The sequence below is a fragment of the Bacillus sp. FSL R5-0447 genome, assembly GCF_038606125.1.
Taxonomy (GTDB): domain Bacteria; phylum Bacillota; class Bacilli; order Bacillales; family Bacillaceae; genus Bacillus; species Bacillus velezensis.
In genome coordinates this window covers 2,215,050-2,233,521 of sequence record NZ_CP152012.1, presented here as the reverse complement: position 1 = coordinate 2,233,521, position 18,472 = coordinate 2,215,050, and the positions used below count along the sequence as shown (strand labels likewise).

2 protein-coding genes are annotated in these 18,472 nt (G+C 51.4%); both read left to right on the top strand.

Features of this window, described 5'->3' with window-relative positions; translation table 11 throughout:
• The first annotated feature begins 5 nt into the window (after nt 1–5).
• Nucleotides 6–7,655 carry an amino acid adenylation domain-containing protein gene (locus NYE68_RS11070; RefSeq protein ID WP_342493916.1) on the top strand — a complete coding sequence of 2,550 codons (7,650 nt, stop codon included), beginning with the start codon at nt 6–8 and terminating at the stop codon, nt 7,653–7,655.
• A 25-nt stretch (nt 7,656–7,680) separates the two neighbouring features.
• Nucleotides 7,681–18,456, top strand: coding sequence for a non-ribosomal peptide synthetase (locus NYE68_RS11065; RefSeq protein WP_324635778.1), 10,776 nt, complete (start codon nt 7,681–7,683; stop codon nt 18,454–18,456).
• Nucleotides 18,457–18,472 lie beyond the last annotated feature (16 nt).

The window sequence follows — 18,472 nt, the reverse complement described above, 5'->3', positions numbered from 1 at the left end:
GCGCAATGGGGCAGCAACCGGAAATACAAGATATATATCCTTTATCTTTTATGCAGGAGGGCATGCTTTTTCATTCTCTGTTGGATCATGACTCAAGAGCCTACTTCGAACAAGCGGTGTTTACGATCAACGGACAGCTTGACCGGGAACGATTCCAAAAAAGTATAGATGCTGTTTTTGAACGATACGATATTTTCCGTACGACATTTATTCATAAGAATGTGGCGAAGCCCCGCCAAGTCGTATTGAAAAACAGGCCGAGCCGCGTTCAGTTTCATGATATTTCTCATTTGGACGAGAAGGCGCAAGACAAATATGCCGACCGGTTCAGAAAAGAAGATAAAGATAAAGGCTTTGATTTGCAATCAGACCCTCTCATGAGAGTCTCCATTTTGAAAAAAGCGCCTGAACGCTATGTTTGTATCTGGAGCCATCATCATATCGTCATGGACGGCTGGTGCTTCGGGATTGTCATGAAGGAATTTCTGATGATCTATCAATCTCTCGGAGACGGGCGGCTCCCGTCTCTCGAGCCTGTTCAGCCATATGGTAAGTATATTAAATGGCTCATGAAGCAGGATCGTAAAGAAGCCGAGATTTTTTGGAAAACGAGACTTGCCGATCTTGAGCAACCGGCGTCTCTTCCGAAAAAATCCGCGGAACCAAATGGCGAACTTGAGCAGGCGGTTTTCACTATTTCTGAAGAGCAGACAAATGAGCTGAAGAACATTGCGGCAAGGGCGGGAGCAACGCTGAATACAGTGTTCCAGGCACTGTGGGGCATTTTGCTGCAGCGTGTCAGCCGCTGTGATGACGCCGTTTTCGGTTCTGTCGTTTCCGGCCGGCCGTCGGATCTCGCAGGCGTGGAAAAAATGGTGGGGCTGTTTATTAATACGATTCCCGTGCGGGTGAAAAGCGGTTCATTTTCTTTTCTGGAACTCGTCAGGCATTTGCAGCAGGAGACGCTGCAAGCAGAAGCGTACAGCTATTATCCGCTGTATGACATTCAGGCGCAAAGCCCTCTGAAGCAAGCGCTGTTTGACCACATTATCGTGTTTGAAAATGTGCCGGCCCAGCGTGAAATTGAAAATGTGAGTCAGGCCGGTTCATTTGATTTTGCGGTAGAAGATTTCTCGATGGAGGAAGTCACAAACTACGGATGCAGCATAAAGGTGATTCCGGGAAATTCTCTTTATATCCGCTTAAACTTTGATACCGGTATATACGATCGTGTTTTTATGAAGAATATTGAAACATTTTTACGGCATATGATGAAGTCAGTCATTTCCGACCCTGAAATGAGCGCCTCCGAGATCGCATTGCTGGATGCGTGTGAAGCCAGAAATATGCTTGATGCGTTTAACCGTACAGAAACGGTTGAACCGCCGGCTCCGACGCTTCACGGGCTGTTTGCCCGCCGTGCCGCACTTTCGCCGCATCGTCCGGCGCTCCGTTTTCCGGGCGGCATGCTGACGTACGCCGAGCTCGATCAATACACAGACAGGCTCGCCGTTCAGCTCCGCCAAAAAGGCGTCCGCAAAGAAAGCATGGTCGGTGTGCTCGCTGAACGCTCGCCGGAGATGGTGGTTTCAGTGCTTGCCGTGTTAAAAGCGGGCGGCGCCTACGTGCCGCTTGACCCGGAGTATCCTGAGGACAGGCTGCGCTATATGCTCGATGACTGCGGCGCTTGTCTCCTGCTTGCACAGCCGGGATTATCCGTTTCCGGTTTTTCCGGCGAGACGCTAGAAGTGTCTCTTTCTGCTCTGACAGGCGAGACGGAGACAGGGGCTGTCTCTGAAGAAGCGGATAGCGATTCGCTCGCTTATATCATTTATACGTCCGGTTCGACGGGAACACCGAAGGGAGTGGCTGTTGAACACCGTCAGGCCGCCGCCTTTTTATCAGGGATGCAAGGGCAGTTCCCGTTGACGGAAGAGGATATTATCGTGCTGAAATCATCCTTTTCTTTCGACGCTTCCATCTGGCAATTGTTTTGGTGGACGATGTCAGGCGCCTCCGTGTATCTGCTTCCGGCCGGCTGGGAGAAAGATCCTGTGCGGATGATTGAAGCGTTTGCCTCAGAAAAGGTGACGACCGCGCATTTTATTCCGGCGATGGTCAACAGCTTTTTAGACGCGCTGGAAACAGAGCCTGCGGAAACAAGAACACGCCTCGGCAGAACCTTGACACGCGTGTTTGCCGGAGGCGAAGCTCTTTCACCGCTTACGGCTGCCCGGTTTGCCGATCTTCTGCCGGAGACCGTGCTCATTCACGGCTACGGGCCGACGGAAGCGACGGTGGATGCGGCGTTTTACGTCTGTGACCGAAAACGGGACAGCGGACGGACGCGGCTTCCGATTGGTAAACCCGTTCCGGGTGCCCGTCTGTATGTATTAGATAGCGGAGGAACCATCCAGCCTGCGGGCGTGGCAGGAGAGCTGTACATCGCGGGGACAGGGGTGGCCCGGGGCTATCTGAACCGGCCTGAGCTGACGGAGGAGCGCTTTCTCAATGATCCGTTTTACCCGGGAGAACGCATGTATCAGACGGGCGATATCGCACGCTGGACAGAAGACGGCCTAGTCGAATGGCTCGGACGTTCAGACGGACAGGTGAAAGTCCGCGGCTACCGGATTGAACCGGGAGAAATCGAAGCGGCGATCCGGCGCATCGACGGCATTCGTGAGGCGGCGGTCACCGCCCGGACCGAACACGGTGAAACCGCGCTTTACGCCTATATCGAAGGACGGGAAAGTGATGATGTGCGGGCGGAGCTTGCGACACGCCTTCCGGCCTACATGATGCCGGCTCAGTTTATAGAGATGAGCGAATGGCCGGTCACGCCGAGCGGAAAACTTGACCGCCGCGCGCTGCCGGCTCCCGGCGGAGCGGCAGACAGACAGGCGTACACCGCCCCGCGGAACGTCACGGAAATGAAGCTTTGCGCCCTTTGGGAAGAGGTGCTGAAAAACGGCCCCGTCGGCATCCGGGATCACTTTTTTGAGCGGGGCGGCCATTCGTTAAAAGCGACGGCTCTCGTCTCCCGCATCGCCAAAGAGTTCGGTGTTCAGGTGCCGTTACAGGACATCTTCGCCCGGCCGACGGTGGAAGAGCTCGCTTCGGTCATTCAGGATTTGGAAGAGAGCCCGTATGAAGCGATTCAGCCTGCGAAAAAACAGGACACCTATCCGGTGTCTTCGGCGCAGAAGCGGATGTATGTGCTCCAGCAGCTTGAAGACGGCGGTGTCGGCTACAACATGCCGGCTGTGCTGGAACTGACGGGCCGGCTTGACCGTGTCCGGCTGGAGGAGACGTTCCGGCAGCTTGTGGAGCGGCACGAGTCGCTCAGAACGTCCTTTGAAACGGGGCCTGACGGCGAACCGGTGCAGCGCATCCATGACAGCGTACCGTTTCAGCTGGATGAGGCCGAGTCAGCTGACGCATTCGTCCGGCCGTTTGGTCTGGAGGAAGCGCCGCTCTTCCGTGCGGCTCTCGTGAAAGAATCGGACGAACGTCATCTTTTATTAACGGATATGCATCATATTATTTCTGACGGTGTGTCCGTCAACACCTTGATTAAAGAATTCGGCGAGCTGTACGCAGGCCGTTCGCTTGCGCCGATGCGCCTTCAATATAAAGACTATGCCGTCTGGCAGCGATCGTTTCAGGAGAAAGAAGGATATCAGAAGCAGGAAGCCTATTGGCTGAAGCGGCTTGAAGGAGAGCTTCCGGTGCTTGAGCTTCCGGCTGACAAGCCCCGTCCGGCTGTCAGAAGCTTTGCGGGCGGCAGCGTATCGTGCACGCTTGACGCTGAAACGGCATCCGGCCTTCACCGCATTGCCCGGGATCACGGCTCCACTTTGTATATGGTGCTTCTCGCCGCGTACAATACGCTGCTCGCGAGATTGAGCGGGCAGGAAGACATCATCGTCGGCTCGCCGATTGCCGGGCGTCCGCACAAAGACCTTGAACCGATTCTCGGCATGTTCGTCAACACGCTGGCCATCAGAACGGAGCCGAAAGGAGACAAACGGTTTACCGATTACTTGGCGGAAGTCCGCCAGGCCGCGCTTGAAGCGTATGAGCATCAGGACTACCCGTTTGAAGAGCTTGTGGAGCGGCTCGGCGTGCAGCGGGACACAAGCCGAAATCCGCTGTTTGATGTGATGTTTGTGCTCCAAAATATGGAGCGTGAATCCCTGGTGTTAAATAAACTGCATTTGGCTCAAGCTGCGGATACAAGTCATAAAACCGCAAAGTTTGATGCCACGCTTTACGCGTCAGAAGGGTCTGACGGTTCCATCAGCTTTGATTTTGAATTCAATACAGATATCTATCAAAAACAGACAATTGAAAAATGGCTTTCTTATTTTACCCGTATTCTTACAAAAGTAATTGAAAACCAAGCGATATCGCTTGGTGACATTCACGTACTGGATGATGCTGAAACAAATCGCGTCATTTATCAGTTTAATCAGACGAAAAGCGATTACCCAAGACACGAAACCATCAGCCGTTTATTTGAGCGTCAGGCAAAAGAAACCCCCGATGCCCGGGCAGTTGTATATGATGGACAAATCTTGACATACCGTGAGCTGAACAAACGGGCTAACAGAATAGCGGCGGCTCTCCGATCAAATGGCGTCGGTCCGGAAAGCGTTGTCGCATTATTAACCGGCCGCACAACAGAGCTTGCTTCCGGAATCCTCGGAATATTAAAAGCGGGAGGCGCCTACTTGCCTATTGGTGACGATGTGCCGCGGGAACGGGCTGAATGGATGCTTAAAGACTGTAAAGCTGATATTCTTCTCCAATCTGATAAACTTGACGGTCTGCCGCTTTCAGGAAAACGTTTATTCATAGAGGATATTCAAACAAAGGCCGGCTTGAGTTCGGAAAATCCCGAACCGCTCGGCGGACCTGAATCATTGGCCTACATGATTTATACGTCCGGGTCAACAGGTGCGCCAAAAGGCGTCATGATTGAACAGCGAAGCGTGATCCGCCTTGTGAAAAACAGCAATTATATCGATTTTACGCCGGAAGACAGACTGTTGTTTACTTCATCATTAGGATTTGACGTTACGACATTTGAAATATTCGGTCCGCTTTTAAACGGCGCTTCTTTATATGTAAGTGACCAGGAAACCTATCTCGACTCTGATGTTCTGGAAACATTTATACAGCAAAACGGCATTACGACACTGTGGCTGACATCGTCTTTGTTCAATCATCTATCAGAACAAAATGAACACGTGTTTTCCGGATTATCCCGATTGATTATTGGCGGGGAAGCACTGTCCCCAAGTCATGTAAACCGGGTTCGGAAAACGCTGCCGCATCTTTCAATATGGAATGGATACGGACCGACTGAAAACACGACGTTCTCGACTTGCTTTTTGATTGAACAATCATACGATCATTCAATCCCGATCGGCCGCCCTGTCGGAAATTCAACTGCTTATATCATAAACAGCAGGGGAACACCGCAGCCGATCGGCGTCATCGGCGAATTATGCACGGGCGGAGATGGTGTGGCAAGAGGATATTTCGGCCGCCCTGAGCTGACGGAAGAAAAATTTGTCCCTAATCCTTTTGTTCCCGGAGAACGGATGTACCGCACCGGAGATTTAGCCCGCTGGCTGCCGGACGGAACGATCGAATATGCCGGGCGGATGGATGATCAAGTGAAGATCCGCGGTTATCGGGTCGAGCTGGGAGAGATTGAAGCCGCACTGAGGAGCCTGGACGGCGTGAAAGAAGCCGCCGTGTCAGTCAGAACCGGGCAGTCCGGCAATAAAGAACTGATCGCATATATGAGTCTGCAGGCGGACATGGATACAGAAAAAGTGCGTTCTTCACTGTCTAAGCAACTGCCGAATTACATGGTTCCGGCCTATATAATGGAACTTGAGAAGCTGCCGCTTACGCCGAACGGTAAATTGGATCGGAAAAATCTGCCCGAACCGGAGCTCGCGCTTCAAACCGCGTACACAGCTCCCCGCAATGAGCTTGAAGAACAGCTTTCCGTGATCTGGCAGGAAGTGCTCGGCACAAAACAAGTCGGGATTGAGGACTCATTTTTTGAGTTGGGCGGCGATTCAATCAAAGCGCTGCAAGTTTCCGCACGGCTCGGACGCTATGGGTGGAAAATGACGGCAAGCGACTTATTCCGGCATCCGTCCATTAAGGAGCTCGCGCCGCTTATCCGGAAAGCGGAAAGAGTCATCGATCAGCGGCCGGTGGAAGGAGACATACCTTGGACACCCGTCCAGCACTGGTTTTTATCACAGCGGATGGAAAACAGAAATCATTTCAATCAGTCCGTCATGATGTTCAGCTCTGACGCATTGCATAAACAGCCGCTCAAAGAAGCCTTAGAGCATCTTGTCATTCATCATGATGCACTCCGGATCACCGTCAGTGCAGAAAACGAAAGTTTCAGACAAATCAATCACGGTATTCAAAAAGATGAACTGTACACCTTGGACATTTGGGATCTGTCTGAGACAGATACTTGGGAAAGAGAAATAGAAACTGAAGTGGCTGCGCTCCAACAGCGGATGGATATTGAAAAAGGGCCGTTATTAAAAGCCGGCTGGTTCAAAACCCGGTCCGGGGATTATTTATTCATCACCGTACATCACCTGGCAGTTGACGGAGTGTCATGGCGTATTTTGCTGGAGGATTTATCTGCCGCTTACACTCAAGCCGTAAAAGGTCAGCCGGTCCAGCTTCCGCCAAAGACCGATTCGTTTAAGCAATACGCTGAAAGGCTTTCAGAATACGCAAAAAGCAGCAAGCTGATGCGTGAAGAGGAATATTGGCGTTTTATTGAAGAAGAAACAGCCGCCGAACTTCCTTATGAAAAACCGCAGCATCAGACGGGAGCCGACAGCATTCGGCAAACGGTAAGCTTTACGCTTACAGAAGAAGAAACGTCCGTTTTGCTTCAGCAGGTCAACCGGGCCTACCATACCGATACGCAAGATATTCTTCTGACTGCCGCAGCTTTGGCTTTACGGGACTGGACAGGGGGCGGCAGACTGCGCATCGCGATGGAAGGGCACGGGAGAGAGCACATCATGCCGGAGCTCGACATCAGCCGCACCGTAGGCTGGTTTACCTCCATGTATCCGGTGCTCATTGACTTGAACACAGCAGGCGCTGAGCTTGGAACGGCGGTAAAAACGGTCAAAGACACACTCGGAAGAATACCGGATAAAGGAATAGGCTACGGCATTTTAAAATACATGACACCGCCTGAACAAAAAACAATCCGCTTCAGACAAGCGCCTGAAATCAGCTTTAACTATTTAGGGCAATTCAATGATACAGAAGATCAGCACACGTTCAGTCTGTCCGGTCTTGCAAGCGGGCACGACATCACGCCGACATGGCAGCGGGAACAAGCGGTGGAAATGAGCGCGATGGCCGCACAAAACAAACTTCACTTCAGTTTGAGCTATCCGCCGAGCCGCTTCCGCAAAGAAACGATGGAACAGCTGCTGCAAACTTTACAGCAATATTTGCGTGATATTATGGCGCACTGCACCGGCAAAGAGGAAGCAGAAAAAACCGTTAGTGATTTTAGCAGCAAAACGTTAACATCTGATGATTTGGACAGCATAGCGAGTTTTGTCGAGGAACTGTAGAAAAAGGCGACGGGGAGATTATAACATGACAAAAAAGAATGCAATTCAGGATATTTATCCGCTGTCTTATATGCAGGAAGGAATGCTTTTTCATTCCCTCCTGCAAAAGGAATCACAGGCTTACGCCGAGCAGGCCTCCTTTTCAATAACGGGGAAGGTTGACACCCGCGTGTTTGAAGAGAGCGTTCATGCCCTTTTCGAAAGACATGATATTTTCAGAACGATCTTTATCAGCCAGAACGTGTCAGTGCCGCAGCAGGTCGTATTAAAAGAGCGGAACGTCAGCATCATTGAGAAAAATCTCACCAATTTAAACAAGGCTGATCAAATCAAGCATATTGAAGAAGCCAAACGAAGAGACCGTAAGAAAGGGTTTCATCTGCAAAAAGACATGCTGATGCGGGTGACGCTGCTTCAAACCGGTGAATGTGAATATACGTGCATATGGAGTTTCCATCACATCATTATGGATGGCTGGTGTCTCGGAATCGTGCTGAAAGAGTTCTTCCAGATATACGCCTCGCGGCTCCGCCGGACACCGTTAACGCTTGAGCCCGCTGTGCCGTACGGGACCTACATCAAGTGGCTGATGGAGCAAGATAAAGAAAAAGCCGCTTCGTACTGGGAGCGGTACCTTGAAGGCTTTGAGCAGCAGACTGTACTGCCGAAGCAGAAAAAAGCCGGCGAAAGCAGACAAGAGGAAGTGACGTTTTCCTTTTCAAAAGAGGACACGGCTAAACTGAAAGAGCTGGCCGTAAAAGAAGAGGTCACGCTGAGCACCATTTTCCACACGCTCTGGGGCATTTTGCTCCAGGCGTATAACCAGACAGAAGATGCGGTTTTTGGTTCTGTCATTTCCGGAAGGCCGTCTGAAATCGAAGGCATCGAGCGAATGATCGGCCTGTTTATTAATACCGTGCCTGTCCGGATCAGCGGGGCAAACATCCCGTTTCAAAAGCTGATCAAAAACGTGCAAAAGGACGCTTTGAAAGGACAGGCATACAGCTATCATCCGCTTTATGACATACAGGCGAATTCACAGGTAAAACAAGGCTTAATTGATCATATTCTTGTCTTTGAGAATTATCCGGTTGAACAGGAGCTTGATGTGCTGAACAGCAAGGGGGACACGAAAGACCTTTTTCACATCCATGATTTCAGCATGGAAGACGAAACCAACTACAGTTTTTACCTGATGGTGGCGCCGGGTGACGAGATTCATTTGAAAATGAGATACGATTCAAGCGTGTATGACCGCCAATTTATTGAAAATATCAAAGGCCATTTGGCACATATCGTCTCCCAAGTTCTCGACAAACCGGACATCACGCCGGACAAGCTTGCAATCATCACTCCAGGGGAAAAAGCGCAGCTGCTTGCGCCGATTTCTGAAGAGACCGAAAAGCCTGAATATGACACGGTTCATGCGATGTTTGAACGGCAGGCCGCAAAAACGCCGGATCAAATCGCGATTCGGTATGAAGGCGAGTCAGTAACGTACAAAGAGCTGAACGAATCGGCTAATAAGCTGGCCCGCCTGCTGCAAAAGCGCGGATTAAAGCGGGAGGAACCGGTAGGCGTCATGCTCGGCCGTTCCCCTTCTTTAGCGGCGGCCGTTCTCGGTATTTTAAAAGCGGGCGGCGCCTTTGTCCCGATAGATCCGGGCAGTCCAAAGGAGCGTATTCGATATGTCATTGAAAACAGCGGCTGCGTCCATGTTGTAACAGAGCGGCATCAGTCAGTGCCCGCGGAACAAACGCTGCAGGTTACATACATAGAAGACGCCGGGACGGAAGCGGACGGAAGCAATGTGCAATCCATTAATACGGCCGATGACCTTCTTTATATGATTTATACATCAGGAACGACAGGGAAACCGAAGGGTGTGCTGCTCGAACATAAAAATATGGCCAACCTGCTTTCTCACCAATTGACGAACACAGACATTGATTTTTGCACAAATGTGCTGCAGTACGCATCTGTGGCGTTTGACGTCTGCTATCAGGAGTTATTTTCAGTACTCTTGAGCGGCGGCACCCTTTGTATCGTGCCCGAATCAATCAAACGAGACGTTTCTCAGCTGTTTTCGTTTATTGATCAGCACAACACGGAAGTTGTGTTTTTCCCGACTGCGTTTGTCAAAATGCTTTTCAATGAAGAAGGTTATGCACAGTCTTTTCCCCGCTGTGTGAAGCATGTCATTACAGCCGGGGAGCAGCTGACCGTTTCGCGTTTGTTCAGGCAGACGCTCCGTTTACACGGTATGCACCTGCATAATCATTACGGCCCGTCAGAAACTCATGTGGTTTCAACGTATACGATTTCTGCGGGAGATGACATACCTGAACATCCGCCGATCGGGAAACCGATCCATCATAACAAGATGTATATTTTCAGCAAAAATAGGCAGCTTCAGCCTCTCGGAATTGCGGGAGAATTGTATATTTCCGGGGCGAATACAGGAAGAGGCTATGTGAACAATCCGGCGCTGACCGAAGAGAAATTTTTGCCGGATCCGTTCAGAACGGACGCCGTCATGTACCGGACCGGAGATTTGGCAAGACTGCGTGCGGACGGCCAAATTGAATACATCGGCCGGACAGATGATCAAGTGAAGATCAGAGGGTACCGGATTGAACCGAAGGAAATTGAAACCGTCCTGGCAAATCATCATGCCGTGAAAGAAGCTGCTGTTCTGATTCAAACGAATGAGTCGGGCGAAAATGAATTATGCGCCTACTGCAGCGTCTCACAAGCGACTGATCCTTCTAAGCTGCGAAGTGATTTGGCGAAAGAGCTGCCTGATTATATGATTCCGGTCAAATGGGCTTTTGTTGACTCGATTCCGCTCACTGCGAACGGAAAAGTCGATCAGCGGGCCCTTCCGGAAGCTTCGGCGTACGCAGCGGGCCGTCAATATACAGCTCCCCGGAATGTGACGGAGCTGAAGCTTACCCGCATATGGGAAGAAGTGCTTCAAAGCGGCCCGATCGGCGTTCACGATCACTTTTTCGAGCTTGGCGGCCATTCATTAAAGGCGACGGCACTCGTTGCAAAAATAGCTAAAGAGTGCAGTGTGCAAATCCCGCTGAGCGATGTCTTCAGCCATCCGACTGTAGAAGAACTTGCCAAAATCATCAGTGAAGCAGAAGAGAACCCGTTCGCATCCATAGAAAAGACAGAAATGAAAGAAACATATCCTGTCTCATCCGCCCAAAAACGGATGTACGTCCTTCACCAGCTTGAAAATGGCGGTGTCAGCTATAACATTCCAGCCGTTTTAGAGGGGAAGGGGCCGTTTGACCGAGACAGGATGGAAGCCGTGTTCAAGGAACTGATCCGGCGGCACGAACCGCTCAGAACATCCTTTGAAGAAAAAAACGGCCTGCCCGTGCAGAGGATTCATGACGACGTGCCGTTTGCATTTACAAAAGAACAATCAGCCGAAGCGTTTATCCGGCCGTTCGATCTCGGCAAAGCGCCCCTTTTCCGGGCGGGATTTGTCCAAATAGAAAAAGACCGGCATCTGCTTTTAGCTGACATGCATCATATTATTTCAGACGGCGTATCCGTCAATCTTTTGATACGTGAATTCAGTGAGCTGTATGCTGAGAGAAGTCTGCCGCCGTTACGGATTCAATACAAAGATTATGCCGTCTGGCAGCAATCATTTATGGCGGGCGCCGCATATCGGAAACAAGAGGAGTACTGGCTGAACCGGCTTGCCGGTGAGATTCCCGTGCTTGAATTGCCGGCTGATAAGCCGCGTCCCCCGGTGCGGAGCTTTTCCGGTGACCGGGTGTCATTTGTCATCAATGAAAAACATACAGCACAGTTGAAAAAGCTGGCGAAAGAAAACAAATGCACACTGTATATGACGCTGCTTGGTGTGTACACGGTTCTGTTAGCCCGTTTAAGCGGACAGGAAGATATGATTGTCGGGTCTCCGATTGCAGGAAGGCCTCATGCCGACCTTGACGCCGTTCTGGGCATGTTTGTCAATACGCTTGCTTTCAGGACGCGTCCCGACGGAAGCATGACATTCAAAGAATATTTAAAGGAAATTCGCCAAACAGCGCTTGAGGCTTACGAACATCAGGATTACCCGTTAGAAGAGCTCGTCGATAAGCTCGGTGTGCCGCGGGACATGTCCCGAAATCCGCTGTTTGACACAACATTTGCGCTGCAAAATATGGAACAGCAGAAGCTTAGGGCAGCCGGACTGGAACTGCAGCCGGCAGACGTCAGCCTGCCGATTTCTAAATTTGACTTATCGCTGTACATCTCTGAAAACGCCGGTGAATTATACTGCCAGTTTGAATACAGCACCGATTTGTTTAAGAGAAAAACGATTCAAAAATGGGCCGCATTTTTTACGACACTTGCCGAAAACGCCGCGGCTGATCCGGGCTTGGAATTAGACGATATTTCTGTTTTGACAGAAAAAGAAGAAGCGTCTCTGCTTCAAGATTTCAGCCCCTTGCAGAAAACAGCGTTTCCGCTTCATCAGTCTCTTCATGATCTGCTGGAACAGCAGGCGGAAAAAACGCCGGACCGTCCGGCAATTTTAACTGATGACATTTCGATTACGTATCAGGAACTGAACGAAAGGGCAAACGAGCTTGCGCATCAGCTGATCAAGCGCGGGATAAGGCTGGAGGATAAAACCGCCATTATGGGCCGGCGTTCTCCTGACATGATGATCGGCATTTACGCTGTCTTAAAGGCAGGCGGTGCATATCTGCCGATTGATCCGGATTACCCGGAAGAGCGGATTCGCTTTTTACTGAAAGACAGCGGCGTGAAATTCTTACTGGCAGAACCAGAACTTTTCGCACCAGATCTTTTTGAGGGAGAAACGATCTCTCTGAAAAGCGGACAAACAGGAAACCCTGAAGCTGCGGCCAACCCTAACGTTCCGGTAAAACCTGATTCATTGGCTTATATCATCTATACATCCGGTTCTACGGGACGCCCAAAAGGCGTGCAGGTTGAACATCGGTCAGCCGTAAACTTTTTATACTCGCTGCAAACGCGTTATGGATTAAGTGATTCTGACATCATTTTGCATAAAACATCATACTCTTTCGACGCTTCGATTTGGGAGCTGTTTTGGTGGCCGATCGCGGGAGCTTCTGTTTTCCTCCTTCCGCAAGGCGGCGAGAAAGACCCTGAAATGATACTGAACGCATTGGAGAATAACCGCATAACGGCGGCTCATTTTGTGCCATCCATGCTTCATGCTTTCTTGGAATATATAAATTCCAGAAAACAGCCGATCAAAAAAACCTGCTTAAAAAGGGTTTTTGCCGGCGGCGAACAATTGGGCCCGCACCTGGTTTCCCGTTTTTATGACCTTCTTGCGGGAACGGAATTGACAAATTCCTACGGTCCGACGGAAGCGACAGTAGAAGCGGCGTACTTTGATTTGCCGCAAGGAAAAGAATTTCACAATGTTCCGATCGGCATTTCCGGGCATAACATGCGGCTGTATATTTTAAATCAAAAGAAACAGCTTCTGCCGCCGGGCTGTATCGGAGAGCTGTACATCGCGGGGACAGGGGTGGCCCGGGGCTATCTGAACCGGCCTGAGCTGACGGAGGAGCGTTTTCTCGATGATCCGTTTTATCCGGGAGAGCGCATGTATCAGACGGGCGATATCGCATGCTGGACAGAAGAGGGCCTAGTCGAATGGCTCGGACGTTCAGACGGACAGGTGAAAGTCCGCGGCTACCGGATTGAACCGGGAGAGATCGAAGCGGCGATCCGGCGCATCGACGGTATTCGTGAGGCGGCAGTCACCGCCCGGACCGAACACGGCGAAACCGCGCTTTACGCCTATATCGAAGGACGGGAAAGCGATGACGTGCGGGCGGAGCTTGCGACACGCCTTCCGGCCTACATGATGCCGGCTCAGTTTATAGAGATGAGCGAATGGCCGGTCACGCCGAGCGGAAAGCTTGACCGCCGCGCGCTTCCGGCTCCCGGCGGAGCGGCAGACAGACAGGCGTACACCGCCCCGCGGAACGTCACGGAAATGAAGCTTTGCGCCCTTTGGGAAGAGGTGCTGAAAAACGGCCCCGTCGGCATCCGGGATCACTTTTTTGAGCGGGGCGGCCATTCGTTAAAAGCGACGGCTCTCGTCTCCCGCATCGCCAAAGAGTTCGGTGTTCAGGTGCCGTTACAGGACATCTTCGCCCGGCCGACGGTGGAAGAGCTCGCTTCGGTTATTCAGGACTTGGAAGAGAGCCCGTATGAAGCGATTCAGCCTGCGCAAACACAGGACACCTACCCGGTGTCTTCGGCGCAGAAACGGATGTATGTGCTCCAACAGCTTGAAGACGGCGGTGTCGGCTACAATATGCCGGCTGTGCTGGAACTGACGGGCCCGCTTGACCGCGGCCGGCTGGAGGAGACGTTCCGGCAGCTTGTGGAGCGGCATGAGTCGCTTAGAACGTCCTTTGAAACGGGGCCTGACGGCGAACCGGTGCAGCGCATCCATGACAGCGTACCGTTTCAGCTGGATGAGGCCGAGTCAGCTGACGCATTCGTCCGGCCGTTTTGTCTGGAGGAAGCGCCGCTCTTCCGTGCGGCTCTCGTGAAAGAATCAGACGAACGCCATCTATTATTAACGGATATGCATCATATTATTTCTGACGGTGTGTCCGTCAACACCTTGATAAAAGAATTCGGCGAGCTGTACGCAGGCCGTTCGCTTGCGCCGATGCGCCTTCAATATAAAGACTATGCCGTCTGGCAGCGGTCGTTTCAGGAGAAAGAAGGGTACCAGAAACAGGAAGCGTATTGGCTGAAGCGGCTTGAAGGAGAACTTCCGGTGCTTGAGCTTCCGGCTGACAAGCCCCGTCCGGCTGTCAGAAGCTTTGCGGGCGGCAGCGTATCGTGCACGCTTGACGCTGAAACGGCATCCGGCCTTCACCGCATCGCCCGGGATCACGGCTCCACTTTGTATATGGTGCTTCTCGCCGCGTACAATACATTACTCGCGAGATTGAGCGGGCAGGAAGACATCATCGTCGGCTCGCCGATTGCCGGGCGCCCGCACAAAGACCTTGAACCGATTCTCGGCATGTTCGTCAACACGCTGGCCATCAGAACGGAGCCGAAAGGAGACAAACGGTTCACCGATTACTTGACGGAAGTCCGCCAGGCAGCGCTTGAAGCGTATGAGCATCAGGACTACCCGTTTGAAGAGCTGGTGGAACGGCTCGGGGTGCAGCGGGACACAAGCCGCAATCCGCTGTTTGACGCCATGCTTGTCGTCCAGAATATAGAGCATGAGGAACTGCTGTTGGACGGTTTGCATATTCAGAATGCGGACGTGTCCCGTCCGGTTTCCAAATTTGATGTCACTTTGCAGGCTTCTGAAGGCGGGGGACAGATTCATTTTCTGTTTGAATATGCGGCGTCTTTATTCCGGAAAGAAACGATGCAGCGCTGGGCTTCCCACTTTATGACGATGCTTGAACACATTGTCCGTGAACCGGAAACTTCTTTACAAGCGATCAGCATGCTGACTGCTCCGGAACGGAACCGGATTCTTTCGTACTTTAACGGCATGACGGATCAACAGCTGCCTGAAAAAACAGTTCATGAACTGTTCATCACCCAGGCGCGAAAAACACCTGATGCCGCGGCCCTTATCAGCGGGGAAACATTGATCACATACAAAGAATTAGATGACTGGTCGAATAAAATCGCCAGAGCCCTGCAAAAACGGCAGATCGGACCTGATGCAGCCGTCGGCATTGTGATACCAAGATCGCCGGAACAAGTAGCGGCAGTCTTCGGGGTGTGGAAAGCCGGAGGAGCCTACGTCCCGATAGATCCTGAATATCCGGAGGAACGCAAGCAATATATCATCTCAGACAGCGGCACAGCGCTTCTCCTTACCGCACACGGTGCGATAGAACAAGTGCCTGATCGTTTTAACGGTGAAGTGCTCGCACTGGAGGATATCCAAGAACAGGATGCTTCGCCGGTCCAGTCATTATCAGCACCGGAAGATTTGGCTTACATCATTTATACATCGGGAACGACAGGCAGGCCGAAAGGGGTTATGGTCGAACATCGATCCGTCAGCCAAACCCTTCAATGGCGGAGCGGATTTTATGATCTGAATGAGAAAGATACGATTCTTCAGCTCTTTTCATTTTCATTTGACGGGTTTGTAACAAGCATGTTCACACCGCTGATTTCCGGTGCGAAAGCGGCCGTTTTAGCCGAAGACGAAGCAAGAGATATTCTTGCTATTAAACACTATCTTGCATCTTACCGCATCACTCACATGATCATTGTTCCCGTACTGTACCGTACACTGCTTGACGTACTGGAGCCGGGGGATGCAGAGTCTCTCAGAATTGTCACATTAGCCGGAGAAGCTGTCGACCAAAACATTATCAGCCGCAGTTTATCAGTTTGTCCACACACGGAGCTTGCCAATGAGTACGGCCCGACGGAAAACAGCGTCGCCACTACAGCGGCAAGACATATAGAACAAAGTAAGAACATCACGATCGGCCGTCCGATTGAGCATTCACACGTTTATATTTTAAACGGAGATCATCCGCAGCCGATCGGCGTAACGGGAGAACTTTGCATTTCGGGTTCCGGCCTTGCAAGAGGGTACCGCAATCTTCCTAAGCAAACGGCCCAAGCCTTTGTCCAAGACCCGTTCCGGAAGAACCGGCGCATGTACCGCACGGGCGACCTGGCAAAATGGCTGCCGGACGGCACGCTGCAATATATCGGCCGAATGGACGAGCAAGTCAAAATCAGAGGCTACCGGGTGGAACTGAAAGAAATTGAATCCGCCTTAACAGGCATAAAAGGTGTCAAAGAAGCAGCCGTCACCGCTCTGCCCGCATCAGCAGGCCAAACGGAACTATGCGCTTATATCGTGACAGAAGAAGGAACAGAAAGTGAAACCGTGCAGCAGGCGCTCAGAAATGAAATGCCCGCTTATATGGTGCCGGCGTTCTTTGAAACACTTGAAGCCCTGCCTGTCACACCGAACGGGAAGCTTGACCGCCGCGCGCTTCCTGAGCCGCAGAAAAAAGCGCACACCGGACGGGCATTTACCGAGCCTGAAAGCGACATGGAAAAAGAGCTTTCCGCGATTTGGAGCGAAGTGCTCGGGACTGAAAACATTGCCGCGGATCAATCATTTTTTGAACTGGGCGGCGATTCCATCAAAGCCCTGCAAGTATCAGCCCGATTACATCAGGCAGGAAAACAGATCGCCGTAAAAGATATTTTCAGCCGGCCGACAATTAGAGAGCTGGCGCCTTATGTCCGTACAGAGCGGCAGCCGGTCAGCCAAGCTCCTGCAGAAGGAGAAGTGAAGTGGTCGCCGGTTCACAAATGGTTCTTCACACAAGACATGAAGGAAGCAAACCATTTTAACCAGTCCGTCATGCTGACGAGAACAAATTCAATAGATGAAGAGGCCCTGAGGAAAACGTTAAAAGCCATTACCGTTCATCATGATGCCTTGCGCCTTGTCTGCAAAAAAGACGAAGAGAAAGGTCTTCTCCTCTTCAACAGACCGGCTGACCTCGCAGATGAGCAGCTTTACAGCCTGACCATTTTAGAAACGGAAGGCGATGAGCATGAGAAGGAACGTTTTGTAAAACGCCGCGTCGCAGAGCTTCAGAGAAACATGGATTTGGAGAACGGGCCGCTTGTACAGGCGGGGCTGTTCCGCTCCGAAGCAGAAGATTACTTGTTTCTGACGGTCCATCATCTCGCTGTCGACGGGATATCATGGCGGATTTTATTGGAAGACTTGGCTTCTGCTTATGAGCAGGCCGTCTCTGGACAGGAAATCAAACTCCCTCCGAAAACCATGTCATTCAAAACATATACGGAGCAGCTGGCCGATTATGCCGAAAGCAGACAGCTTCTTCAGCAGGCGGAGTATTGGCGGGAGATTGAACACTATGAAACAGAAAGTCTTCCTTACGAGCAGGCAGATTTATCTCAAACTCCTGCAAAAAAACGGAACACGGTATCCTTCACTCTGACAGAAAGTGAAACGGACGCCCTGTTGAAAGATGTGCACAGCGCCTACAATACGGATACGCAAGATGTGCTTTTGGCTTCCGCCGTGCTTGCCGTTCAAAAGTGGTCGCCGCGGCACGCGTTGAAAATCGCCCTTGAAGGACACGGACGCCAATCGGAGCAGGCAGGTGCGGACATCAGCAGGACGGTGGGGTGGTTCACTTCCATTTACCCGGTGCTTTTCCGGAGCGGAGTTTATGAACCTCATGAAGAATATGAAATTCGCACATTGAAAACCGTCAAAGACACATTGCGGCGCATTCCGGATAAAGGGAACGGATACGGCGTCCTCAAATATTTGACACCGCCGGAGCTTGCCGGGATGACTTTCGGGAAAGCACCGGAGATCAGCTTTAATTATCTCGGACAATTCGATGCGCCCGGCGGGAATCCGGCAGAAACGGAACAGCCTGACGCGTTTCAGTTTTCTCCTTTGGGAGGCGGAGATGATGTGACAGATACATGGAAACGGGAGCAGTCATTTGAAATCAGCGCGATTGCGGCAAAAGGCCGGATGACCGTCAGCATTTCCTATGAAACGGAGCGCTTCCGGCAAGATACGATCGAACGGCTGTCCGAAAGCTGCCGGTATTATCTCCTGAAACTGTCGGAACACTGCCTCAGCAAAACCGATACGGAGAAGACCGTCAGTGACTTTGATGATCGGGAGCTGACTGAGGAAGCATTGCAGGATATTGCCGACTTACTCAGCTTCCACTAAACCGAGCGGGAGGAAC